Genomic DNA, 22,510 nt, shown 5'->3' with positions numbered 1-22,510 from the left:
TGGTGGGACGTGGACGGGGACGGTGCCGCCGTGGCCGTCGGGCCGGGCGGCCGGGGCGGGGGCCACAGCCCCGGGGGGGGGGGGGGGCGCGGCCTTCGCCGTGGCCGCGGCCGGTCCGGGCGGTCGAACCCGTGGCCGCGGCGCGGGGTGTCAGTACAGCGGCCGCTTGAAGTAGGCGCCCGAGGCCGAGTTGGCCAGGCCGACGATGATCCAGACGCCCAGGCCCAGCGAGATGACCGCGAAGACCAGCGAGAACATGACCGGGGTGACGCCGGACGAGCTCGAGCCGCCGACCGCCGCGAGGTTGCCGAGCACGCTGATCAGAGCGAAGAGCGACTGCAGCGAACCGAAGACGATGCCGGAGACCCGGACGCCGCCGCGGCCCTTCTTCAGCTTGGCGGCGGTCAGGATCGGCCACAGCGAGAACCCGAGGAGGATGATGCCGACGACGACGAACACGCCGCCCGCGACGGCGCCCGCGTCGCTCGACGACGAGCTGCTGGAGCCGGAGAGGGCCGAGGCGAACAGCGCGCCGCCGACGACCACCAGGACGCCGGCCAGGGCCTGGAGCCCGCCGAGTATGAACATGATGACGCGGGCGGCCTTGGCCCCGCCGGGCATCGGCATGGGGGAGCCCGGGTAGCCGGGGACGCCCGGGTAGCCCTGGGCCTGCTGGGGGTAGGCGTAGCCGCCCTGGGGCGGGATGCCCTGCGGCGCCTGCTGCGGGTAGCCGTAGCCGGGCTGGCCCTGGGGCTGCTGCCCGTAGGGGTTGTTCGGGTCGCCGAAACTCATCTTGGGGTGTTCCTCCGTGGAAGTGCGGGGACGCACGGCACGCTCGGAGGAATCGCTGCAGTGGTGCGGCCCGCCCCCCGGCACTGCCCGCGGCACATCTTCCGTGCATCGTCGTCCGGTCGGGGCGGACTTGTCCAGCCGCCGCGCAGCGGGCCGGTGACTTGTTGTGCAAGTGCAATGAACCGAATCGAACCGTTCGCGCGGGGGACGCGACTGGAACCGGGACCGTTCCATCCGGGAGGATGGGGTCATGACTGCCCAGATTCTCGACGGCAAGGCCACCGCAGCCGCGATCAAGTCCGAACTGACCGCCCGCGTGGCGGCGCTCAAGGCCCGGGGCATCACCCCCGGCCTCGGCACGCTGCTGGTCGGCGACGACCCGGGCAGCCGCTGGTACGTGAACGGCAAGCACAAGGACTGCGCCGAGGTCGGTATCGCCTCCATCCAGCGCGAACTGCCCGCGACGGCCTCCCAGGAGGACATCGAGGAGGTCGTGCGCGAGCTGAACGCCGACCCGCACTGCACGGGCTACATCGTGCAACTCCCCCTCCCCAAGGGCATCGACACCAACCGGGTCCTGGAGCAGATGGACCCGGCGAAGGACGCCGACGGCCTGCACCCCATGTCCCTGGGCCGGCTCGTCCTGAACGAGCCGGGCCCGCTGCCGTGCACCCCGTACGGGATCGTCGAACTGCTGCGCCACCACGGCGTGGAGATCAACGGCGCGCACGTGGTCGTCCTGGGCCGCGGCATCACCGTCGGCCGGTCGATCGGCCTGCTGCTCACGCGCAAGTCGGAGAACGCAACGGTGACGCTGTGCCACACCGGTACGCGCGACCTGTCCGGGCTGCTGCGGCGGGCCGACATCGTCGTGGCGGCGGCCGGTGTCCCGCACCTGGTCAAGCCGGAGGACGTGAAGCCCGGCGCGGCCGTGCTCGACGTCGGCGTCAGCCGGGACGAGAACGGAAAGATCGTCGGGGACGTGCATCCCGGGGTCGCGGACGTGGCCGGCTGGATCTCCCCGAACCCGGGCGGCGTCGGGCCGATGACGCGGGCGCAGCTGCTCGTGAACGTCGTCGAGGCGGCGGAACGGATCGTTCCCAGTGCGGGCTGAGGGGGCGGAGGAGGCTGACGCGGCGGGCGCGGGAGAGGCCGAGGACGGCGTCGGCGGGGGCAGGTCGCGCCGGTTCCCCTCCATCACCCGGGGCACCGCCCGCCCCGAGGGCGGCGGGCGGGCCGCTCCCGGCGACGCGCCGGCGCCGGCCCGGCAGTGGCCGATGCTGGCCGTGCTCGCCGCGACGGCGGCAGGGCTGCTGGCCACGGCCATGGGTCACCCGCGCGGGGGGTGCCTGATGATCGGCATCGCGCTGATCGCGGGGTCGGTGATGCGCAGGCTGCTGCCGTCGGTGGGGATGCTCGCGGTGCGGTCCCGCTTCACCGACATGGTCACGTACGGGCTGCTGGGCGTGGCGATCACGTTGCTCGCGCTGGTCATGGAGCCGAGGCCGTTGCTGCACATCCCGTTCCTGGAGAGTGCGGTTCGGTTCACCGTGCGCTGACGGGGCGGGGGTCCGGTCGACTGGGGGTGCCGGTGCCGGTGCCGGTGCCGGTGTCGGTGCCGGCCGGGGCCGGTGGGTGTGGTGCGGGGTGCGTGCCCTGCGGGGCTGTCCCCTACCCGCCCTTCCACCGTTCCCCGGGCTCTGCCCGGACCCTTGGGTCACGGGCTGCGCCCGCGCCCCCGGGGCTCCGCCCCGGACCCCGCGCCTCAAACGCCGGCGGGGCTGGGACGGGTGACCCTGCGCCTCGAACGCCGGCGGGGCTGGGAGGGGTGACCCCGCGCCTCGAACGCCGGCGGGGCTGGGAGGGGTGACCCCGCGCCTCGAACGCCGGCGGGGCTGGGATGGGATGGGATGGGTGGCCCCGCGCCTCGAACGCCGGCGACGCGGCCGGGAGGGGCGTCGGCGGGGGTGGGGACACGCCGTTGGGAGGGATCGTGTGCCGTGTGCCACACGGGGTGGGGGATTGGGGTGGGTCAGGGTCGGATAGCCTGACGGGCGGATGTCTCTTCACGTCAAGATTTACCGGGCCATGGAGCGGCGTCCTCCCAGCACATGGGGCAGGGACGCCCCACCGCCAGCTGTCTAACGGAGAAGGCCATGACCCGCACTCCCGTGAATGTCACCGTCACCGGCGCCGCCGGCCAGATCGGCTACGCGCTGCTCTTCCGCATCGCTTCCGGTCACCTGCTCGGCGCGGACGTGCCGGTCCGGCTCCGTCTTCTGGAGATCCCTCAGGGCATGAAGGCCGCCGAGGGCACCGCCATGGAGCTCGACGACTGCGCTTTCCCGCTGCTCGCCGGCATCGACATCTTCGACGACCCGAACAAGGGCTTCGAGGGTGCGAACGTCGCGCTGCTCGTCGGCGCCCGCCCGCGTACCAAGGGCATGGAGCGCGGTGACCTGCTCGCCGCCAACGGCGGCATCTTCAAGCCGCAGGGCAAGGCCATCAACGACCACGCCGCGGACGACATCAAGGTGCTCGTCGTGGGCAACCCGGCCAACACCAACGCGCTCATCGCGCAGGCCTCCGCGCCGGACGTACCGGCCGACCGCTTCACCGCGATGACCCGCCTGGACCACAACCGCGCGATCTCGCAGCTCGCGCAGAAGACCGGCGCCGCCGTCTCCGACATCAAGCGCCTCACCATCTGGGGCAACCACTCGGCGACCCAGTACCCGGACATCTTCCACGCGGAGATCGCCGGCAAGAACGCCGCCGAGGTCGTCAACGACGAGCTGTGGCTCGCCGACACCTTCATCCCGACCGTCGCCAAGCGCGGCGCGGCGATCATCGAGGCCCGCGGCGCGTCCTCGGCCGCCTCGGCCGCCAACGCCGCCATCGACCACGTCCACACGTGGGTCAACGGCACCGCGGCGGGCGACTGGACCTCCATGGGCATCCCGTCGGACGGCTCCTACGGCGTCCCGGAGGGCATCATCTCGTCCTTCCCCGTCACCACCAAGGACGGCAAGTACGAGATCGTCCAGGGCCTGGACATCAACGAGTTCTCCCGTGCGCGCATCGACGCGTCCGTGGCGGAGCTCGTCGAGGAGCGCGACGCGGTGCGCGAGCTCGGCCTGATCTGAGCCCCTCCGTACGGCCGTTCGTAGGCCCCGAGCCACCACTCCGGACCGGCAGGCCCCGTACGAACCAGTACGAACACCGAAGCGCCCCGGCCAAACCAGGCCGGGGCGCTTTGGCGTGAATCTTGCTGTCGCTCCGTGTAAGGGATATCTAAAGTCGGTCGGTGACCGAGATCCCGATTCCCCACCAGCCCACCAGCGGCGGCGGACGGGGCGATTCCCGCGCGGGACGCTCCCCGGTGCACCCCTCCCTCAGCGAGGCAGGCCGCTTCCTGTGCGCGGGAACGTACCTCGACGCCGGCTACCGCGACCGGGTCATCGACGAGCTGTACGTCCACGAGGAGCGGATCGTCGCTCCCTCCTACGGATACGACGCCTCCCGGGTCCTGGCCCACGCGCTCCGCGCCCGCCGCAGCGAACTCGGCTGGGCCGCCGGCGTCCTCGGGGCCTGGTTCGTCGGCTCCCTGCTCACGGGCGGCATGGTCTCCGTGCTCGTCGTGCCCTTCCTGCTGCTCAGCCTGGCCGACTGGCTGCGCGCCCGCCGGGCCCCGCTGTTGCGCCTGCTCTCCGTGATCCTGCGCGTGTACGTGTGGTGGACGCTCCTCGCCGTCCTGTTCGTCCTCGGCTTCGGCGGCCTCGCGCTGCTCGGCGCCTTCGGCGACATGGGCCCGCTGTTCGGCATGCCGTTCTTCCCGGCGGGCGGGGAATTCGCGGGCGCCGTCAGCTTCTGGTGGGGGCCCGTCGTCTTCGCCGGGATCGTGACCGTCGTGGGACTCCAGCGCGGACACGTCTTCCGGACCATCGCCACCGACCTCCACGAACAGCGCTACGCCGACCACGCGGGCGACCCGGCCGAGGCCGTCCAGGGGGTCCGCTTCCAGCGCATCCGCCAGCGGATCCGGGCGGAGCAGTTCGCGCCGGTGATCATGTACGACGTCAACGACCCGTTCTGCGGGGCGGGTGACTCCTACCGGCCCTGGCAACTGTCCGTGGAACTGCGCCCGCGCGAGGACCTCGGCCCCGACCGCAAGCCGGTCCCCGTCACCAACGCCCGCATCCTCGAGCGGATCGTGCCGCTGCTGGAGCGCCTGCGCGTGCCCTCGCCGCACGGTTCCGACGAGGCCGCGGCCGCCGTCGGGGACCGGCTGCGCGAGCTGGTCGTCGACGAGTGCGTGTTCCTTCCCGCAGGCGGACTGCCGCACCGGGACACCGCCCAGGTGGTGCACGGGCAGTACGCCGAACAGCGGGCCGCCGCCATCGAGGAGGGCGGCGAGCGACGCCGGCACTTCCTGCGCGTCCGGGTGGGCGGCTGGGACGAGAACCTCGTCGTCACCGTGTTCGTACGGGTCCACACACAGGGCGGGATGATGATGCTGGAAGTGGCGCCGCACGTGCTGCTCCCGGTCCGCGCCGACTTCCACAACGCGGACGCGGACGCCCAGCGCCACCGCAACAACAACTGGTTCGGGAAGGCCGTCTGGGCCGTGCGCAACACCCCCCGCTCCCTCGCTGCCTCCGTCACCACCCTGGGCCGCGGCCTGGTCAGCTGGTGGCGGATCGCCACCGCCGGCCACGGCGGCGCCCGGCCCGAGGGGCCGCGGGTGTCGGTGCGCGACCTGGCCTCCCAGGACAACGGCTCGCTGTTCCACCTGATGGACCTCGACCGCTTCCTGAAGACGGTTCAGGACCGGGTGGTCGGGGGCGTCGTCCTCGCCCTGCACGAGGCGGGCTGGCACACCGAGGAGTTCGCGCGACGCGCCGTCAACGTGGCCGAGGGCGGGGTGTTCATCCAGTCGGTGAACGGCAGCGCGTTCAGCGTCGGAGGCAGCGGCAACACCAACAGCACAGGCCACGACAACGGCGCGAGGGGCAGGAGGAGCAGCGGTGGCAACTGACGGCGTCGGCGCGGGTGAGGCTACGGGTACGGCCATGGGTACGGGGACGGGAACAGGCACGGGCGCGGGCGCGGACGGTCCCGAGCCGACCGTGCGGATCGGCACCGTCACCGGCAGCGCGTTCAGCATCGGCGGCCGCGACAACACCAACACCGTCCACCACGGCGGCGCGGACACCGGAGCCGTCGGGCCGGAGGCACTGCTGGAGGCGGTACTCGAGCTGCGGGCGGCCCTCGTACGGCTGCCGCGCGGCGAGGACCGGACGGCGCTCGACGCCGAACTGGACGGGGTCGCCGAGGGACTGGAAGGAGCCGCGGAGATCCGTCCGGGCCTGGTCGGCCGACTGCGCGCGGCGCTGGAACGCTGGGCCCCGCTGGTGGAGTCGGTCAGCGCGGCCACGGCGCTGGCCGGGCTGCTGACCTCGCTGGGGGGCTGAGCCGTGGCCCCGCAGCAGCCGCAGGGCGCACCCCGCTGGGACGGGCGGACCCAGCGCTGGGTGTCGGACGGGCAGGCCCCGCCCCAGGCTCCGCAGCCCGGGGCGCCGGAGCACCAGATTCCGCAGCCCCGGATTCCGCAGCCTCAGACCCACCCGCCCCGGGCGTCCGGCCCGGGTCAGGCGCCGGCGCCCGCTCCGCCGGGCCACGAGCCGGTGGTGCCGCAGCCCTCGTACGGGCCCTCGTCACCGCCCCCGTCCGGACCGGTCCACGACCCGTACGCGCACCCCGGTCCGCCGGTGGCGCCGGAGCCTGCGCGCCCCGACGGGTGGCGCGCCCGGTGGCTGACGCCGACCACGGCGCTGGTCGCGGTGGCCGCGCTCGCGATCGGCGCGACGGCCGTGTGGTTCGCGCAGCGGGACACGGGGGAGCCCGTGCTCGTGGGGCCGACGGCTTCGAGCGCTCCGCCGAGCGGCAGCGGCCCGGGCACCGCCCCGCCCACGCGGACCGGCTCGCCCTCGCCCTCGCCCTCGCCGAGCGTCAGCCCGAGCGCCACGCCCGGCCCGAGTGCCGACGCCGCGCACGAGACCGTGCGGGACGCGAAGGGCTTCACGATCGCCGTCCCCGTCGGGTGGAACCGCGAGGAGGGCGCGAGCGGTGTCTTCTACCGCTCGCCCGACCGCACCGCCCTGATCCAGGTCTTCACGGTGGTCGAGCCCGAACTGACCCCGCTGGGGGCCGCCCAGGGCGCCTCCGCCGACCTGCGGGCCCGGACCACGGGCTTCCAGGAGGTCCGGCTCGGCCCGGTCCCGGGCGAGCCCGGGGCCGCGGAGCTCGTGTACGAGTACGACAGCGCCGAATCGCACGGCCGGCGCCGCGGTGTCGAACGGGTCTTCGTCGCGCGGGACGGCGGAAAGTGGGCCGTCCTCACGGCCGGTCCGGTCGCCGAGTGGACGCTCACGCAGGCGCACCACTCGGCCGCGCTGGCCGCCTTCCGTCCCGGCGGCTGAGCCGGCCCGCCAGCGGGCGGGCCACCCCCCGGCGGGGGGCCGCCCGGCCCGTCCGTCGCCGGGGGACCCGTCTGCCCGGCCGCTCTGCCCGGCCGTTCTCCTCGGCCGTGCTACTTGTACATGCCCGGGGTGTAGTGCCCCGGGACCAGGCGGGTGGTGACGCCGATGCGGTTCCAGACGTTGATCGCCGCGATCAGGGCGATCAGCTGGGCCAGTTCCTTCTCCTCGAACTGCTTCGCCGCCCGGTCGTAGACCTCGTCGGGGACGAACCCGTCGGTCAGGACGGTCACGGCCTCCGTCAGCTCGATCGCGGCGAGCTCCTTCTCCGTGTAGAAGTGCCGCGACTCCTCCCACGCGGCGAGGAGCAGCAGCCGCTCCACGTCCTCGCCGGCCGCGAGGGCGTCCTTGGAGTGCATGTCGATGCAGAAGGCACAGTGGTTGATCTGCGAGGACCGGAGCTTGACGAGCTCGACCAGGGACGGGTCCAGCCCCTTGGACGCGGCGGCGTCCAGGGCCACGGCGGCCTTGTAGAACTCGGGGGCGAGCTTCGCCAGCTGCATGCGGGGCGTGTGCTCAGGTGCGTTCTTGGTGCTGTCCGTGTTGTTCATGGTCCTACCGTACGAGCGGGGCGGCCCGCCTCTATGGTCCATATCCATGACTGAATCGTGGGCCACTTTCGGGGCCGACCTGCATGTGGAGCTCTCCGCCGGGCGCGGTCTGCGCGCCGGTCTCACCGAGGCGCTGCGCGAGGCGGCGCGCAGCGGCCGGCTCGCGCCCGGCACCCGGCTGCCCTCCTCCCGCTCGCTCGCCGCCGATCTCGGGATCGCCCGCAACACCGTCGCCGAGGCGTACGCGGAGCTGGTCGCCGAGGGCCGGCTGACGGCCCGGCAGGGGTCCGGCACCCGGGTCGCCGAGCGGGTTCCGGAGCGGCGCGCCGTGGCGGCCGCGCCCGTACGGCGCCCCGTGCGCGCGAAGACCTCGTACAGCCTGATGCCCGGTTCCCCCGACCTGGGCGGCTTCCCGCGCGCGGCCTGGCTGGCGGCGGCCCGGCGGGCGCTGGCCGATGCCCCGAACGAGGCCTTCGGGTACGGCGATCCGCGCGGGAGGGTGGAGCTGCGGGAGGCCCTCGCCGGGTACCTGGCGCGGGCGCGCGGGGTGTACGCGGACCCGGAACGCATCGTGCTGTGCGCGGGGTTCGCGCAGGGCATGCTGCTGATGGCGAAGCTGCTGCGGGCCCGGCGGGTCCGCGACATCGCCGTGGAGGGGTACGGGCTCGACGTGCACCGCGACCTGCTGACCGGGGCGGGGCTGCGGACCCGGCCGCTGGAGGTGGACGCCGAGGGGGCGCGGACCCAGGACCTGGCCTCGACGGCGGGCGCCGCGGCGGGGCACGGCGTGGGGGCGGTGCTGCTGACACCGGCGCACCAGTTCCCGACGGGCGCCGCGCTGACGCCCGTGCGGCGGGCGGCGGCGGTGGACTGGGCCCGGTCCACGGGCGGTCTGGTCCTGGAGGACGACTACGACGGGGAGTTCCGCTACGACCGGCAGCCGGTGGGCGCGTTGCAGGGCCTGGACCCGGACCGCGTGGTCTACATGGGGACGGCGAGCAAGTCCCTGGCTCCGGGGCTGCGCATGGGATGGATGGTCGTCCCGGCCGGGCTGATGGACGAGGTGCTCGGGGCGAAGGGCCGGGACGCGTGGACCTCCGGCGTGCTGGACCAGCTGACGCTCGCGGAGTTCATCCGGTCCGGGGCGTACGACCGGCACGTGCGCGGGATGCGGCTGCGCTACCGGCGGCGCCGCGACGAGCTGGTGGCGGCGGTCGGGGACCGCGCGGGGGTGTCCGGCATCGCGGCGGGCCTGCACGCGGTGCTGGACCTCGGACCGGGCGGCGAACGGGCGGCCCTGCGGGCGGCCGCGTGGCAGGACCTCGGCCTGCAGCCGCTGTCCTCCTTCCGGCACCCGGAGGCGGCCGGGGCGGCGCGCGAGGCCCTCGTCGTCGGCTTCGGGACGCCGTCCCAGAGCGCCTGGGCCCCGACCCTGGCGGCTCTGGTGGCGGCGCTCCCCTGAGGGCCGGCCCGGAGCCCGGCCCCGGTCAGGGGGCCGACGCGGGGGACGCTCCCGCCGCCGGGTCCGCCGGGTCCGCCGGGTCCGCCGGGTCCGCCGGGTCCGCCGGGTCCGCCGGGGGTTCGCCGAAGCGGGCCAGTGCGAGGGCTCCGGCGACGGCGACCACGAAGCCGGTGACCGCCAGCCAGGCCAGCCCTTCGCGGGTGCGGTCGCCCAGCCAGATCACCCCCACCGCCGCCGGGCCGATCGTCTCGCCCAGCACCAGCCCGGCCGTCGCCGTGGTCACGGAGCCGCGCTGCAAGGCCGAGGTGAGCAGCAGGAAGCCCGCGCCGCCGCCCAGCAGCAGCGCGTACAGGGCGGGGTTCGTCAGGGCGGAGAGCGAGACGTCGTCGATGAGCCGGACCGCCACCTCCACCACCCCGAAGCCCGTTCCGGCCGCCAGTCCCAGGGTGAGCGCCCGGCTGCGGTCCGGCAGGCCGCCTGCCACGGCTCCGGTCACGAGCACCAGCCCCGCGACCGCGAGGAGCCCCAGCTCCAGCGCGAGCGACCCCGTCCCGGAGCCTTCCTCGCCCGACGCCAGCCCGAGCATCACCAGGCCCCCGCACACCACGCCCACCGCGGCCCACTCGGTCCCGCTGAGGCGTACCCGCAGCAGCCGCGCCGCGACCACCGCGGTCACCGCGAGGCTGGCGGCGAGCGCCGCGCTCACCGCGTAGATGGGGATGTGGCGCAGGGCGACGATCTGGAGGACGAAGCCGATCCCGTCCAGGCCGAGCCCGGCGACGTAGCGCCACTGGCGCAGCGCCCGCAGGAGGAGGGCGGTGTCGACCCCCGAGCCCGTTCCCGGCTCGGCCGTCCGGGCCGCGACGGCCTGGAGGACCGAGGCCGTGCCGAAACAGATCGCCGCACCGAGCGCGCAAATCATCCCAAGGAGCACGAACCGACTCTAGGTCACAGGCTGGGCGACGGCCGGATTCCATCGGCCGGGCGCCTCGATCTAGTCTGTCGGCAGCACGCCACTAGGGGGAGCAGCAGACATGGACAGCAGCAGCCGTACCAACCAGCGCCGCATGCGGTCCGGCGCCGTCGTGCTCGGCGGCATGGGACTGCTCGCGGCCACGCTCGTGGCCTGCGGCAACAGCAACGAGCCGGACCGGCGCTGCGTCGACCGGACCACGCTGGACAAACTGGACGACAAGTACTGCAAGAGCGGCGGCGGCAGCGGCTCCAGCCGGGGCACGTACTACTACGGCGGCTCCGTGCGCAACGGCAAGGCGTCCGGCGGCAGCTTCGACAAGTCGGCCGTCACGCGCGGCGGCATAGGCGGCCACAAGAGCTCCGGCTCCAGCGGCGGCTGACCGGAACCCGAGGGACTGCACACCCATGAAGCGGCACACCATCGAGCCCCGTCCCGACTGGCAGAAGACCGTCGAGGAACAGGGGCTGATCTATCCCCTGACCCGCTACCCCGACGACTCACTGCGCCCGTACTGGGACGAGAGCGCCTACTACTCCTTCTCGCTGCCCGAGGTCGAGGCACTGGAGAACGTGGTCGAGGAGCTCCACGCCATGTGCCTGGCGGCGGCGGAGCACATCGTCGCGCACGACCGCTTCGCGGACCTCGGCATCACCGACCCGAAGCTCGCCGCGCTGATCGCCGAGTCCTGGCGGCGGCGCGCGGAACAGCCCTCCCTCTACGGCCGCTTCGACCTGAACTACGACGGCAGCGGCCCGGCCAAGATGCTGGAGTACAACGCCGACACCCCCACCTCGCTGGTGGAGGCGGCGAGCCCGCAGTGGTTCTGGATGGAGGAACGCTTTCCCGGCGCCGACCAGTGGAACTCCCTCCACGAGCGGCTCGTCGACGCCTGGCGCCGACAGGCGGAGCTGCTGCCGTCGGCCACGGTCCACTTCGCGCACTCCGAGACGGACGAGCTCGGCGAGGACCTGATGACGGTCGCCTACCTGCGCGAGACCGCCGAGCAGGCCGGCCTCGACGCGCGGGCGCTGTCCGTCGAGCGGATCGGCTGGGACGCCCTGACCGAACGCTTCGTGGACGAGAAGCTCGGCTTCATCCGCGCCTGCTTCAAGCTCTACCCGTGGGAGTGGCTCGTCACCGACGAGTTCGCCCCGCAGGTGCTGGGCACGTACGACCTCGGCGGCGGCTCCGGCACGACCGCCTGGATCGAGCCGCTGTGGAAGATGCTGCTCTCCAACAAGGCGCTGCTGGCGGTCCTGTGGGAGCTCTTCCCCGAGCACCCGAACCTGCTTCCCGCCTACCTGGACGGCCCGCGCGAGCTCGCCGGCACCACCGGCTACGTGGCGAAGCCACTGCTGGGGCGCGAGGGCGCCGGGGTCACCCTGCACCCGGTGGGCGGCGAACCGTTCGCGCCGGAGCCGGACGAGACGTACGTCTTCCAGGCCCTGGACCCGCTGCCCGACTTCGACGGCAACCGCGTGGTGCTCGGCGCGTGGGTCGTCGAGGACGAGGCGGCCGGACTCGGCATCCGTGAATCGGCGGGGCCGGTCACGGACGAGTACGCCCGCTTCCTGCCCCACGTCATCGTCTGACCGCCCGCCCGGCCGGCTGCGCGCCGGCTAGTCGTCCGAGAGGACCGACCTGAGCTGGTCGAGGCCCCAGTCCAGGTCCTCCTTGCTGATCACCAGCGGCGGCGCGATCCGGATCGTCGACCCGTGGGTGTCCTTGACGAGCACCCCGAGTTCCATGAGCTTCTCGGAGATCTCCCGGCCGGTCCCGCGCGCCGGGTCGATGTCGATGCCCGCCCACAGCCCGCGGCCGCGTACGGCGGTCACCGCCCCGCCGCCGACCAGCAGGTTCAGCTCCCGGTGCAGGTGGTCGCCGAGTTCGGTGGCGCGCTGCTGGTACTCGCCGCCGCGGAGCATCGCGACGACCTCCAGCGCCACGGCGCAGGCGAGGGGGTTCCCGCCGAAGGTCGAACCGTGCTCGCCCGGCTTGAACACGCCGAGGACGTCGCGGTCGGCGACGACCGCCGACACCGGGACGACGCCGCCGCCCAGCGCCTTGCCGAGGACGTACACGTCCGGGACGACCCCCTCGTGCTCGCACGCGAAGGTCCTGCCGGTCCGGCCCAGCCCCGACTGGATCTCGTCCGCCATGAAGAGGACGTTCCGCTCCCGCGTCAGTTCCCGAACGCCCCGCAGGTAACCGGCGGGCGGTACGAGGACGCCCGCCTCGCCCTGGATGGGCTCCAGGAGCACGGCGACGGTGTTGGAGGTGACGGCCGCGGCGAGCGCGGTGAGGTCCCCGTACGGGACGATCTCGAACCCGGGGGTATAGGGGCCGAAGTGGTCGCGCGCCTCGTGGTCCGTCGAGAAGGACACGATCGTCGTGGTGCGGCCGTGGAAGTTGTCGGCCGCGACCACGATCTTGGCGTGGCCGTCCGGGACGCCCTTGACCTCGTACCCCCACTTGCGGGCGGTCTTCACCGCCGTCTCCACGGCCTCGGCGCCCGTGTTCATGGGCAGCACCGCCTCCTTGCCGCACAACGCGGCGAGCTCGGTGCAGAAGTCCGCGAAGCGGTCGTGGTGGAAGGCGCGGGAGGTGAGGGTGACCCGCTCCAGCTGGGCGCGGGCGGCGTCGAGCAGACGGCGGTTGCCGTGGCCGAAGTTGAGGGCGGAATAGCCGGCGAGCATGTCGAGGTAGCGGCGTCCCTCCACATCGGTCATCCACGCGCCTTCCGCCGTGGCGACCACCACGGGCAGGGGGTGGTAGTTGTGCGCGCTGTGCGCGTCGGCGGAGCGGATGGCATCAGAAGTTGCAGACACGGGGTCTCCGATCGTCCGTCAAGGCCTGTGACGAGGGTGGCGTCACTGTGCATCCTCGCTCGTATACCGGACGGAGAAACCTTTTTCGTGGCGTGCCCGCTAAGCTGTGCGGCACGCACGGCGACTGGCGTACGGAGAACCAACTCCGGGGGAGTCGTGCGCGCACGACCGCATACAGGGCCGCTCGCCTGGGCTTCGCGGGGACGAGAACCGACATCGACCCCGGAGGAACCGCCATGAGCGCGAACCACCACCTCGCCCATCCCGCCCTGCTCGCCACCGACCCCGAGCTGGCGTCCTTCGTCGCCGCCGAGGAAACCCTGCAGGCGCAGACCCTGCGGCTGATCCCCAGCGAGAACTACGTCTCCGCCGCCGTGCTGGAGGCCTCCGGCACGGTGCTGCAGAACAAGTACAGCGAGGGCTATCCGGGCCGCCGCTACTACGAGGGCCAGCAGAACATCGACCGGATCGAGGCGCTGGCCGTCGAGCGGGCGAAGGGCCTGTTCGGCGTCGACCACGCCAACGTCCAGCCGTACTCCGGCTCCCCGGCCAACCTCGCCGTGTACCTGGCCTTCGCGAAGCCCGGGGACACCGTGATGGGAATGGCCCTGCCGATGGGCGGGCACCTGACGCACGGCTGGGGCGTCTCGGCGACGGGATCCTGGTTCCGGGGCGTCCAGTACGGCGTCCGGGCCGACACCGGCCTGATCGACTACGACGCGGTACGGGACCTCGCGCTGGCCGAGCGCCCCAAGCTGATCTTCTGCGGCGGCACCGCCCTCCCGCGCACGATCGACTTCGAGGCGTTCGCGTCGATCGCCAAGGAGTCCGGCGCGGTCCTGGTCGCCGACGTGGCGCACATCGCCGGCCTGATCGCGGGCGGGGCGCACCCGTCCCCGGCCGGGCACGTGGACGTGATCTCGACGACCACGCACAAGACCCTGCGCGGCCCGCGCGGCGCGATGCTGATGTGCCGCGAGGAGCACGCCAAGGCCATCGACAAGGCGGTCTTCCCGGGCCTCCAGGGCGGCCCGCACAACCAGACGACGGCCGGCATCGCGGTGGCACTGCACGAGGCGGCGCAGCCCGCCTTCGTCTCGTACGCGCACGCGGTCGTGGCCAACGCGAAGGCGCTCGCCGCGGCGCTGCTCGAGCGGGGCTTCGACCTGGTCTCCGGCGGTACGGACAACCACCTGATCCTGATCGACCTCACGGGCAAGGGCGTCCCGGGCAAGGTCGCGGCGAAGGCGCTGGACCGGGCGGGCATCGTCGTGAACTACAACACCGTGCCGTTCGACCCGCGCAAGCCGTTCGACCCGTCGGGCATCAGGATCGGCACGCCGTCGCTGACCTCGCGGGGCCTCACGCAGGCCCACATGCCGGCGGTCGCCGACTGGATCGCCCGCGCGGTGTCCGCCGCCGCGGCGTCGGACGAGCCCGCGCTGGCCGCCGTCCGCGCCGAGGTCGAGGACCTGATGGCCGCCTTCCCGGCCCCGGGGCTCCCGCTGTCGTAACCCCCGGCGCGCCGCGCGGGGCCCCGGCCCCGCGCGGCGGTCTCCGCCGGGCCGGAGCCGGCCCGCCGGCGCCCCCGGGAAACCGGTCGCCCGCTCCGGGCAGGATCAAGACGACCGGTTACGGGCGAGTACGCACTGTGACCGCCCGTGTCCCATGGCGCCGGGTCCCGACGACCCGCCGGTTCCGGCCAGCGCCGGGCCGGAGCCGGTCGGTCCACCTGAGAGAATGAACCCATGGCTTCTGATCGTCCTCGCGCGCTCTCCGGCATTCAGCCCACCTCCGGTTCGTTCCACCTCGGGAACTACCTCGGAGCCATCCGCCAGTACGTCGCCCTGCAGGAGACGCACGACGCCTTCTACATGGTCGTCGACCTGCACGCGATCACCATGCCGCAGGATCCGAAGGAGCTCCGGGCGAACACCCGGCTCTCCGCCGCGCAGCTGCTCGCCGCCGGCCTGGACCCCGAGCGCTGCACGCTCTTCATCCAGAGCCACGTGCCGGAGCACGCGCAGCTCGGCTGGGTCATGAACTGCATCACCGGCTTCGGCGAGGCCAGCCGGATGACCCAGTTCAAGGACAAGTCCGCCAGGCAGGGCGCGGGCAACGCCACCGTCGGCCTGTTCACGTACCCGATCCTCCAGGTCGCCGACATCCTGCTCTACCAGGCCGACGCCGTCCCGGTCGGCGAGGACCAGCGCCAGCACATCGAGCTGACCCGCGACCTCGCCGAGCGCTTCAACCAGCGCTTCGGCACGACGTTCACCCTCCCGGCGGCGCACATCGTCAAGGAGGTCGCGAAGATCTACGACCTCCAGGACCCGGCGATCAAGATGTCGAAGTCGGCGTCCTCCCCCAAGGGCCTGATCAACCTCCTCGACGAGCCCAAGGTCACCGAGAAGAAGATCAAGAGCGCTGTCACGGACACCGAGGCCGTGATCCGTTTCGACACCGCGAACAAGCCCGGCGTCAGCAATCTGCTCACGATCTACTCCACCCTCACGGGCGAGTCGGTGCCCGCGCTCGAAGCGGCGTACGAGGGCAAGGGCTACGGCGCGCTCAAGACCGATCTGGCCGGCGTGATGGTCGATTTCGTCACACCCTTCAAGCAGCGCACCCAGGAGTACCTGGACGACCCCGAAACCCTGGATTCCCTGCTGGCCAAGGGCGCGGAGAAGGCCCGGGCGGTCGCCGCGGAGACCCTGGCACAGGCGTACGACCGCCTCGGTTTCCTGCCCGCGAAGCACTGACGGGGACCGAAGAGGAAGAGGGCCCTGGCGAATCGGGGGGTGCTGCCGCCACACTGGGTCGGCAGCACCTGTTCGGCACACGCGCCGCGCACGGACGACGCACAGGACCAAAAGCGGAGGAGAGATACGTGGGGACCGTAACGCTCGGCGTTTCGATCGCGGTCCCGGAGCCGTACGGCAGCAGCCTCCAGCAGCTGCGCGCCGGCTTCGGGGACGCCGCCGCGCACGGGATCCCCACGCACGTCACCCTCGTACCGCCGACGGAGGTGGCGGCGGACCGGCTTCCGGAGATCCGCGCCCACCTGGCCGCGGTCGCCGCCGGGAGCCGTCCCTTCGTGATGCGGCTCGCCGGAACGGGAACCTTTCGGCCCCTCTCACCGGTCGTCTTCGTCCAGATCGCCGAGGGCGGCGCGGACTGCACCCGGCTCCAGGGCCGGGTCCGCGACCCGCAGGGCCCGCTCAACCGGGAGCTGGCGTTCCCGTACCACCCGCACGTCACCGTCGCCCACGGGATCTCCGAAGAGGCGATGGACCTCGCGTTCAGCACCCTCGCGGACTATGCGGCGGACTGGGTCTGCGAGGGCTTCGCCCTCTACGAGCAGGGCTCGGACGGGGTCTGGCGCAAGCTGCGGGAGTACCCCTTCGGCAATGGCGCGGCCGGGGTTCCGACGCAGCCGGGCTCGTCGACCGACAACGCGGCGACCGCCGCGGGCGAGAAGACCGTACGCCGTTCCTGACGCAGGAACCGGAACCGGAAGCTGATCCTTCGCAGAACCAGGGCGTGGAACGGCCGAGCCGTCGGGCGAAAAGTCACAATCGACGACCGTAGTCTCCGCGAGCGGCAATCCTGGCTATTTCCGGCAGCTCATTTACGGTGACCGTATGGACTGGCTGACGAGGCTCCCGCTGATCGGGTCCGTGGCGTCCGCGCTCATGCGGACCCACCTGTGGCGTTCGTACGAGCGGCTCGACCGCGTGCACTGGACCCGGCTTGCCGCCGCGATCACCTTCATCAGCTTCCTCGCGCTCTTCCCGCTGATCACCGTGGCCGCCGCGATCGGCGCGGCCCTGCTCAGCCAGGAGCAGCTCGACCGGCTCCAGAAGAACCTCGCCGAACAGGTCCCCGGCATCTCCGACCAGCTCGACATCGACGCCCTCGTCGCGAACGCGGGCACGGTCGGACTGGTCGCCGGCGGCCTCCTCCTCCTCACCGGCATCGGCTGGGTCGGCTCGATGCGCGACTGCCTGCGCGCCGTGTGGGACAAGGACGAGGAAGACCAGGGCAACCCCGTCGTCCGCAAGGGCAAGGACGCTCTCGTCCTCCTCGGCCTCGGCGGCGTCGGCCTGTGCTCGGCCGCCGCCTCGATCTTCGGCTCCAGCGCGGTCGGCAAGGCGGGGGACTGGCTCGGCGTGCCGCGCGACGGCGCGGGCGGCGGCCTGCTGCGGGGCGGGGCCTTCCTCGTCGGAGTCGTGGCCGCGTTCCTGCTGCTGCTCTACCTCCTGACCCTGCTCCCCGGCGTCGACCCCCCGCGCCGGCGCCTGATCGAGGCGGCCCTCCTCGGCGCGGCAGGCTTCGAACTGCTGAAACTGCTGCTGAGCGGCTACATGCGCGGGGTGGCCACGAAGAGCATGTACGGGGCCTTCGGCGTGCCGATCGCGCTGCTCATCTGGATCAACTTCACGGCGAAGCTGCTGCTGTTCTGCGCGGCCTGGACCGCGAGCCGCGACGACGCGGACACCGACAACGACACCGACGCGGACGGGGACGCGGACGGGGACGGGGACGCGGACGCGGACGGGGCTCCGGACCCAGAGCCCCGGCCGGAGCCGGGCTCCGAGCGGTCCGGGTCCGCGGCGCCCGCCACGGCTCCGGCGCCCGCGGCGCCCACCGCTACGCCCGGCCGCGAGCGCGGCGGCCGCGCCGGGGCAGGCGCCGGTTGATCACGTACGCCCCGCCGGCCACGACGGCCAGGACCCCGCCCGTGATCCCGAGGGCCGTGCCCACGCCCCCGCCCGAGGCGCCGGCCGCCGACGGGTTGTTCTCGTGCGACTGGGCCGGGGAGCCGTGCGAGGAGGTGTCCGCGCTCTTCGGCGGCACCAGCTCGCCCACCGGCTTGACCTTCCCGGCCGCCGCGAACCCCCAGTCAAGGAGGTCGGCGGTCTCCTCGTAGACGGAGTTCGCGCCCCCGGTACCCGGGTTCATCACCGTCACCAGCAGCTTCTTGTCGCCCTGCTGGGCGGCGCCGGTGAAGGTGGAGCCGGCCATCGTCGTATTGCCGTTCTTCACTCCGGCAATGCCCTTGTACGGGGAGAGGCCGCCCGCCCCGGTCATCAGCCGGTTGGTGTTCTGGATCTCGAAGGTCTCGCGCGGCTTCCCGGCCTCCTGCCGGCCCGGGAACTTCGCGCTGGCCGTGCCGCAGTACTCCCGGAAGTCCGCCTTCTGCAGACCGGAGCGGGCGATCAGGGTGAGGTCGTAGGCGCTGGAGACCTGGCCCGGAGCGTCGTAGCCGTCGGGGGACACGACGTGCGTGTCCAGGGCCTGGAGCTCCTCGGCGTGCGCCTGCATGTCCTTGACGGTCTTGTCGACGCCGCCGTTCATGGCCGAGAGCACGTGCACGGCGTCGTTGCCGGAGCGCAGGAACACTCCGAGCCACAGGTCGTGGACGGTGTACTCGGTGTCCTCCTTGATCCCCACCAGGCTGGATCCGGCACCGACCCCGGCCAGCTCCTGCTCGCTGACCTTGTGGAGCTGGTCCTTCGGCAGCCCCGGGAGCACGGTGTCCGCGAAGAGCATCTTCATGGTCGAGGCCGGGGGAAGCCGCCAGTGCGCGTTGTGCGCCGCCAGGACCGCGCCGGTCTCGGCGTCGGCCACGATCCACGAACGGCCCGTCAGGTTCGTCGGCAGGGCCGGAGCCCCGGGCAGCAGGTTGACCTGTGTACCGGGCTGCCCGAGCGACGCACCGCCGACCGAGGACATCGCGGCGGGCGGCGCGGGCGCCTTCGGCGGCTGCCCCTTCCCGTCGGCCGGCGGCGTGGGCACCGGATCCGCGTGCGCGGGCGACGCGAACAGGGTGGGGACCAGCAGCACGGGAAGCACGGCGGAAAGGACCGTCAGTGCGGTCTTCTTGGCGTACACGCAGGTGAAAGTACATCCCGATGCTCCGACCGCCGGCGCGGCCCGGCCAACCCGCCGCAACCACTGCCGGGACAGCCCACCCCGGCGCGTCCGTCCTGGGGACGAAACGGATACTGAGCTCATGAGACTCAGCCGCACCGCTTCCTGGTTCCTGCTCGCCTTCGGGGTGTGGAGCTGGTTCATCTGGGTGTCTTTCGTCCGGAACCTGTGGAAGGACGGCAGCGGTCTGGCCTTCGACGACGCGGGCGACCCGACCGGATACTTCTGGGTCCACCTTCTCCTGGCTGTGGCGTCCTTTCTCCTGGGGACGGCCGTAGGAGTGATCGGGTTGCGCGGGGTGCGCGCTCTGCGGCGTGAATCACGTGGGGAGCCGGGCGCGTGACGATCGCTCTGTTCGCCGTCGTGGCCCTGGCCGTACTGGGCCTCCTGGCCCTGGTGCACCGCTGGCTGTGGATCCGCCTGGTCCGCGACACCACCGCCCCGGGAGGCCGGGCCCGCCGCGCGGGCACGGCACTGGCCTTCGCTCTCCCGCTGCTCGCCGTGGCCGCGCTGGTCGCGGGCCGGGCCGGAGCCCCGTTCTGGCTGGAGCGCACCGTCGCCTGGCCGGGCTTCCTCTGGCTGGCCGCCCTGCTGTACCTGAGCCTGGCGATGCTCGTGGCCGAGCCCGTCCGCGCGGTGTGGCTGCGCCGGCCGAACGGGCGGGGCCAGGCCGCCCCGGCGGCTCCGGCCTCGACGGCCTCCCCGGCGGCCGAGGAGGGCGGGTCCCCGACGGAGGCGCCCTCCGCCGGAGCCGGAGCCGGAGCCCGAGCCGGAGCCACGGCCGGTGCCGCTGCCGGAGCCGCGCCGTCGGCGGGCAGCGCCCCGCAGCTCACCCTCCCGGCCCCCGCCTCCCCGGCGGCCCCCGCCCGGGACGGGGTGAGCCGCCGCCGCTTCGCGCGGACCGTGGCCGGAGCGGCCGGCGCCGTCGCGGTCGGAACCGTCGGCTACGGCACCTACGGGGTCCTGCGCGGCCCCCGCGTCAAGCGGGTCCAGGTGCCCCTGGCGAAGCTGCCGCGCGCGGCCCACGGCTTCCGCATCGCCGTCGTCAGCGACGTCCACCTCGGCCCGATCCTCGGCCGGGCCCACACCGCCCGCATCGTCGAGACCGTCAACCGCACGCAGCCCGACCTGATCGCCGTCGTCGGCGACCTCGTCGACGGCAGCGTCCACGATCTCGGGCCCGCCGCCGAGCCGCTGCGCGGACTGCGCGCGCGGCACGGCTCGTACTTCGTCACCGGCAACCACGAGTACTTCTCCGGCGCCGCCCCGTGGGTCGACCACGTGCGCGAGCTCGGCCTTACCCCGCTGGAGAACGCCCGGCGCGCGCTCCCGTACTTCGACCTGGCCGGGGTCAACGACGTCGCGGGCGAGAGCGAGGGGAACGGTCCCGACTTCCGGGCGGCCCTCGGCGACCGTGACCGCAGCCGCACCGTCGTGCTCCTCGCCCACCAGCCGGTGGTCATCGACGACGCCGTCCGGCACGGGGTCGACCTCCAGCTGTCCGGCCACACCCACGGCGGGCAGCTCTGGCCCGGCAACTACGTGGCCGAGCTCGCCAATCCCACGGTCGCCGGGCTGGAGCGCTACGGCGACACCCAGCTGTACGTGTCGCGCGGCGCCGGCGCCTGGGGTCCGCCCGTCCGGGTCGGTGCGCCGTCCGACATCACAGTCGTCGAACTCGCCTCATATCATGCGTGAACTGCATCAAACGCTAAGGACCCGCCGGGAATCGGCCTTCCCGGGGCCGAAATTCCATGATTGGCTTGACCGATAATCGGATAGCTGGTCGTGCGCAGCGGGGCATGTGGGCACGGCACGTGGGGTGGAGTCAACGATGTTGCGGTCTGTCCGCTCGAAAGTCATCGCGGCCGGGCTTGTCCTCGGCGTGGCCGGAGTGGCCACCTGGCAGTTGCTGCCGGCCGATGTCGGCGGTGGTGAGGCGATCCGCGTCGGCACCAGCGACGTGGTCTCCTCGCTCGACCCCGCCGGGGCGTACGACGCCGGTTCCTGGGCGCTGTTCAGCAACGTCTACCAGTCGCTGCTGACCATGCGGACCGGGTCGGACGTCCCGGTGCCCGACGCGGCCTCCTCCTGCAAGTTCATCGGGGACAAGCTCACCACCTACCAGTGCGAACTGCGTCCCGACGTGAAGTTCTCCTCCGGCCGCGCCGTCACCGGCGAGGACGTGAAGTTCTCCTTCGACCGGATCAAGGCGATCAACTCCGACCAGGGGCCGGCCCCGCTGTTCAACACCCTGGCCTCGGTCAAGGCCGAGGGCAACACCATCACCTTCAACCTCTCCGCCGGGGACGCCACGTTCCCGTTCAAGATCGCGACGGGCGCGGCCTCGATCGTGGACAAGGACAAGTACCCGGCCAAGGCCCTGCGCGAGGACGAGAAGGTCGACGGCTCCGGCCCGTTCACCCTCGCCGGCTACACGTCCGGCACCAGCGCCGAGCTCAAGCCGAACGGGGCGTACAAGGGCCAGGGCAAGGTTTCCAAGTCCCCCGTCACCGTCAGGTACTTCAAGGACTCCGCCGAGCTGGAGCAGGCCTGGAAGGACCACGGGATCGAGGTCGCCCACCGCGACATGCCCCCGGCCGTCCTCGCCGCCCTCAACCCGGGCCTGGAGGACACCCGCTACCAGGCCCTGGGCGGTACGGAGACCCGCAGCATGGTCTTCAACGTCCGCGCCGGCTCGCCGGTGGCGCAGCCCGCCGTCCGCCAGGCCGTCGCCGCCGTCCTGGACCGGTCCAAGGTGGCCGGCGAGGTCTACAAGGGCACGGTCACCCCGCTCTACTCGCTCGTCCCGGCGGGCATCGCCGCGCACAACACGCCGTTCTTCGACGCGTGGCCGTCGCCCAACGCCGCCGCCGCGAAGAAGCTCCTCAAGGACGCCGGGGTCACCACCTCCGTCGCGATCACCCTCGGCGTCAACGTGCGCGGCTCGAACGTGGCCGAGGCCGAGGAGATCAAGAAGCAGCTGGAGTCCACCGGGCTGTTCCACGTGACCATCAAGCCGGTCGAGAAGTGGGCCGACTTCCAGAAGGGGTACGCGGCGGGCGAGTACGACGTCTACACCATCGGCTGGATCGCCGACTTCCCGGACGCGGACAACTTCCTCGCCCCGCTCGTCGGCGCCGACTCCTCGATGAACAACGGCTACTCCGACAAGGCCGTCGACGAGCTGATCACCCGTACCCAGTCCTTCTCGGACCGGGGCGCCGCCGCCAACGACTTCCGGGACCTCCAGAAGCTGGTCGCCCAGCAGGTCCCTATGCTGCCGATCTGGCAGAAGAAGGACTACGTGATGTACCGCGAGGCCGTCACCGGCGCGCAGTTCCTCTCGGACGGCACGGGCGTGTGGCGCCTGTGGGAGCTGAACCGGATCTGACCGGGCGGGCCTGCGGGCCCACCCGGCCGTC

22 protein-coding genes and 1 riboswitch are annotated in these 22,510 nt (G+C 72.8%); of the genes, 16 read left to right on the top strand and 6 right to left on the bottom strand.

Features of this window, described 5'->3' with window-relative positions; all coding sequences use genetic code 11:
• Positions 1-150: 150 nt before the first annotated feature.
• A complete protein-coding gene (locus ABZY44_RS10515; protein WP_356652007.1) occupies positions 151-792 on the bottom strand; it encodes a hypothetical protein in 642 nt (213 codons plus the stop codon).
• Positions 793-1,042: 250 nt separating this feature from the next.
• Between ABZY44_RS10515 and ABZY44_RS10510 the strand changes: the two genes are divergently transcribed.
• From ABZY44_RS10510 to ABZY44_RS10490, 5 genes are all read left to right on the top strand, one after another.
• The gene (locus ABZY44_RS10510) at positions 1,043-1,906 is read left to right on the top strand and encodes a bifunctional methylenetetrahydrofolate dehydrogenase/methenyltetrahydrofolate cyclohydrolase (RefSeq protein ID WP_356652005.1); all 864 of its coding nucleotides are present in this window, start codon (positions 1,043-1,045) and stop codon (positions 1,904-1,906) included.
• Positions 1,896-2,351, top strand: coding sequence for a DUF3017 domain-containing protein (locus tag ABZY44_RS10505; RefSeq protein WP_356652003.1), 456 nt, complete (start codon positions 1,896-1,898; stop codon positions 2,349-2,351). The genes ABZY44_RS10510 and ABZY44_RS10505 overlap by 11 nt, the downstream gene beginning before the upstream one ends.
• A 597-nt stretch (positions 2,352-2,948) precedes the next feature.
• Positions 2,949-3,938, top strand: a complete 990-nt coding sequence (locus ABZY44_RS10500; protein WP_356652001.1) for a malate dehydrogenase — start codon at positions 2,949-2,951, stop codon at positions 3,936-3,938.
• Between the two features lie 161 nt (positions 3,939-4,099).
• Entirely contained in the window at positions 4,100-5,830 is a 1,731-nt protein-coding gene (locus ABZY44_RS10495; RefSeq protein WP_356651999.1) for a hypothetical protein, read from the top strand.
• On the top strand, positions 5,820-6,266 hold the full coding sequence (locus ABZY44_RS10490; RefSeq protein ID WP_356651997.1) for a hypothetical protein: 447 nt from the start codon (positions 5,820-5,822) through the stop codon (positions 6,264-6,266). The genes ABZY44_RS10495 and ABZY44_RS10490 overlap by 11 nt, the downstream gene beginning before the upstream one ends.
• 176 nt (positions 6,267-6,442) lie before the next feature.
• On the opposite strand, the gene ABZY44_RS10485 is transcribed toward ABZY44_RS10490, so the two are convergent.
• Positions 6,443-6,877 carry a hypothetical protein gene (locus ABZY44_RS10485; protein ID WP_356651995.1) on the bottom strand — a complete coding sequence of 145 codons (435 nt, stop codon included), beginning with the start codon at positions 6,875-6,877 and terminating at the stop codon, positions 6,443-6,445.
• Here ABZY44_RS10485 and ABZY44_RS10480 point away from each other — a divergent pair.
• Entirely contained in the window at positions 6,855-7,274 is a 420-nt protein-coding gene (locus ABZY44_RS10480) for a hypothetical protein (protein WP_356651993.1), read from the top strand. The two genes, ABZY44_RS10485 and ABZY44_RS10480, sit on opposite strands and share 23 nt — an antisense overlap.
• A 110-nt stretch (positions 7,275-7,384) precedes the next feature.
• Here ABZY44_RS10480 and ABZY44_RS10475 read toward each other — a convergent pair whose 3' ends face one another.
• Positions 7,385-7,882, bottom strand: a complete 498-nt coding sequence (locus tag ABZY44_RS10475; protein ID WP_356651991.1) for a carboxymuconolactone decarboxylase family protein — start codon at positions 7,880-7,882, stop codon at positions 7,385-7,387.
• Between the two features lie 46 nt (positions 7,883-7,928).
• On the opposite strand from ABZY44_RS10475, the gene ABZY44_RS10470 reads away from it, so the two are divergent.
• A complete protein-coding gene (locus tag ABZY44_RS10470; RefSeq protein WP_356651989.1) occupies positions 7,929-9,344 on the top strand; it encodes a PLP-dependent aminotransferase family protein in 1,416 nt (471 codons plus the stop codon).
• A gap of 25 nt (positions 9,345-9,369) precedes the next feature.
• Here the strand turns inward: ABZY44_RS10470 and ABZY44_RS10465 are convergent, their stop codons facing one another.
• Positions 9,370-10,266 carry a hypothetical protein gene (locus tag ABZY44_RS10465; protein ID WP_356652025.1) on the bottom strand — a complete coding sequence of 299 codons (897 nt, stop codon included), beginning with the start codon at positions 10,264-10,266 and terminating at the stop codon, positions 9,370-9,372.
• Between the two features lie 112 nt (positions 10,267-10,378).
• Here ABZY44_RS10465 and ABZY44_RS10460 point away from each other — a divergent pair, with 112 nt between their 5' ends.
• The gene (locus tag ABZY44_RS10460) at positions 10,379-10,699 is read left to right on the top strand and encodes a hypothetical protein (protein WP_356651987.1); all 321 of its coding nucleotides are present in this window, start codon (positions 10,379-10,381) and stop codon (positions 10,697-10,699) included.
• 25 nt (positions 10,700-10,724) lie between these two features.
• Positions 10,725-11,912, top strand: coding sequence for a glutathionylspermidine synthase family protein (locus ABZY44_RS10455; protein ID WP_356651985.1), 1,188 nt, complete (start codon positions 10,725-10,727; stop codon positions 11,910-11,912).
• Between the two features lie 27 nt (positions 11,913-11,939).
• On the opposite strand, the gene rocD is transcribed toward ABZY44_RS10455, so the two are convergent.
• Positions 11,940-13,148, bottom strand: coding sequence for an ornithine--oxo-acid transaminase (gene rocD, locus ABZY44_RS10450; RefSeq protein WP_356651983.1), 1,209 nt, complete (start codon positions 13,146-13,148; stop codon positions 11,940-11,942).
• Between the two features lie 110 nt (positions 13,149-13,258).
• Positions 13,259-13,349: riboswitch (ZMP/ZTP riboswitch) on the top strand.
• Between the two features lie 35 nt (positions 13,350-13,384).
• Between rocD and glyA the strand changes: the two genes are divergently transcribed.
• From glyA to ABZY44_RS10430, 4 genes are all read left to right on the top strand, one after another.
• On the top strand, positions 13,385-14,662 hold the full coding sequence (glyA, locus tag ABZY44_RS10445) for a serine hydroxymethyltransferase (protein WP_356651981.1): 1,278 nt from the start codon (positions 13,385-13,387) through the stop codon (positions 14,660-14,662).
• A gap of 234 nt (positions 14,663-14,896) precedes the next feature.
• Positions 14,897-15,910, top strand: a complete 1,014-nt coding sequence (gene trpS / locus ABZY44_RS10440; RefSeq protein ID WP_356651979.1) for a tryptophan--tRNA ligase — start codon at positions 14,897-14,899, stop codon at positions 15,908-15,910.
• Positions 15,911-16,038: 128 nt separating this feature from the next.
• On the top strand, positions 16,039-16,647 hold the full coding sequence (locus tag ABZY44_RS10435) for a 2'-5' RNA ligase family protein (protein ID WP_356651977.1): 609 nt from the start codon (positions 16,039-16,041) through the stop codon (positions 16,645-16,647).
• Between the two features lie 145 nt (positions 16,648-16,792).
• Entirely contained in the window at positions 16,793-17,851 is a 1,059-nt protein-coding gene (locus ABZY44_RS10430) for a YihY/virulence factor BrkB family protein (RefSeq protein ID WP_356651975.1), read from the top strand.
• Here ABZY44_RS10430 and ABZY44_RS10425 read toward each other — a convergent pair.
• Positions 17,802-19,046, bottom strand: a complete 1,245-nt coding sequence (locus ABZY44_RS10425) for a D-alanyl-D-alanine carboxypeptidase (RefSeq protein ID WP_356651973.1) — start codon at positions 19,044-19,046, stop codon at positions 17,802-17,804. The genes ABZY44_RS10430 and ABZY44_RS10425 overlap by 50 nt on opposite strands.
• A gap of 121 nt (positions 19,047-19,167) precedes the next feature.
• On the opposite strand from ABZY44_RS10425, the gene ABZY44_RS10420 reads away from it, so the two are divergent.
• The 3 genes from ABZY44_RS10420 to ABZY44_RS10410 all read left to right on the top strand — a co-directional run bounded on the left by ABZY44_RS10420 (position 19,168) and on the right by ABZY44_RS10410 (position 22,479).
• Positions 19,168-19,428: a hypothetical protein gene (locus tag ABZY44_RS10420; RefSeq protein WP_356651971.1), complete on the top strand. Its 261-nt coding sequence runs from the start codon at positions 19,168-19,170 to the stop codon at positions 19,426-19,428.
• The gene (locus ABZY44_RS10415; protein ID WP_356651969.1) at positions 19,425-20,783 is read left to right on the top strand and encodes a metallophosphoesterase; all 1,359 of its coding nucleotides are present in this window, start codon (positions 19,425-19,427) and stop codon (positions 20,781-20,783) included. The genes ABZY44_RS10420 and ABZY44_RS10415 overlap by 4 nt, the downstream gene beginning before the upstream one ends.
• A gap of 136 nt (positions 20,784-20,919) precedes the next feature.
• Positions 20,920-22,479, top strand: coding sequence for an ABC transporter substrate-binding protein (locus ABZY44_RS10410; protein WP_356651967.1), 1,560 nt, complete (start codon positions 20,920-20,922; stop codon positions 22,477-22,479).
• Positions 22,480-22,510: the final 31 nt, after the last annotated feature.

The organism is Streptomyces sp. NPDC006544 (assembly GCF_040611715.1).
In the GTDB taxonomy this organism is placed as follows: Bacteria; Actinomycetota; Actinomycetes; order Streptomycetales; family Streptomycetaceae; genus Streptomyces.
This window is presented reverse-complemented; position numbering and strand designations above follow the sequence as displayed.

Excerpts from the sequence above, each read along its gene's own strand:
- ABZY44_RS10515 (WP_356652007.1), bottom strand. The coding sequence starts at position 792 with ATGAGTTTCGGCGACCCGAACAACCCCTACGGGCAGCAGCCCCAGGGC.
- ABZY44_RS10460 (WP_356651987.1), top strand. The coding sequence starts at position 10,379 with ATGGACAGCAGCAGCCGTACCAACCAGCGCCGCATGCGGTCCGGCGCC.
- ABZY44_RS10475 (WP_356651991.1), bottom strand. The coding sequence starts at position 7,882 with ATGAACAACACGGACAGCACCAAGAACGCACCTGAGCACACGCCCCGC.
- ABZY44_RS10420 (WP_356651971.1), top strand. The coding sequence starts at position 19,168 with ATGAGACTCAGCCGCACCGCTTCCTGGTTCCTGCTCGCCTTCGGGGTG.
- ABZY44_RS10510 (WP_356652005.1), top strand. The coding sequence starts at position 1,043 with ATGACTGCCCAGATTCTCGACGGCAAGGCCACCGCAGCCGCGATCAAG.
- ABZY44_RS10465 (WP_356652025.1), bottom strand. The coding sequence starts at position 10,266 with ATGATTTGCGCGCTCGGTGCGGCGATCTGTTTCGGCACGGCCTCGGTC.
- ABZY44_RS10430 (WP_356651975.1), top strand. The coding sequence starts at position 16,793 with ATGGACTGGCTGACGAGGCTCCCGCTGATCGGGTCCGTGGCGTCCGCG.
- glyA (WP_356651981.1), top strand. The coding sequence starts at position 13,385 with ATGAGCGCGAACCACCACCTCGCCCATCCCGCCCTGCTCGCCACCGAC.
- trpS (WP_356651979.1), top strand. The coding sequence starts at position 14,897 with ATGGCTTCTGATCGTCCTCGCGCGCTCTCCGGCATTCAGCCCACCTCC.
- ABZY44_RS10410 (WP_356651967.1), top strand. The coding sequence starts at position 20,920 with ATGTTGCGGTCTGTCCGCTCGAAAGTCATCGCGGCCGGGCTTGTCCTC.
- ABZY44_RS10470 (WP_356651989.1), top strand. The coding sequence starts at position 7,929 with ATGACTGAATCGTGGGCCACTTTCGGGGCCGACCTGCATGTGGAGCTC.
- ABZY44_RS10500 (WP_356652001.1), top strand. The coding sequence starts at position 2,949 with ATGACCCGCACTCCCGTGAATGTCACCGTCACCGGCGCCGCCGGCCAG.
- ABZY44_RS10455 (WP_356651985.1), top strand. The coding sequence starts at position 10,725 with ATGAAGCGGCACACCATCGAGCCCCGTCCCGACTGGCAGAAGACCGTC.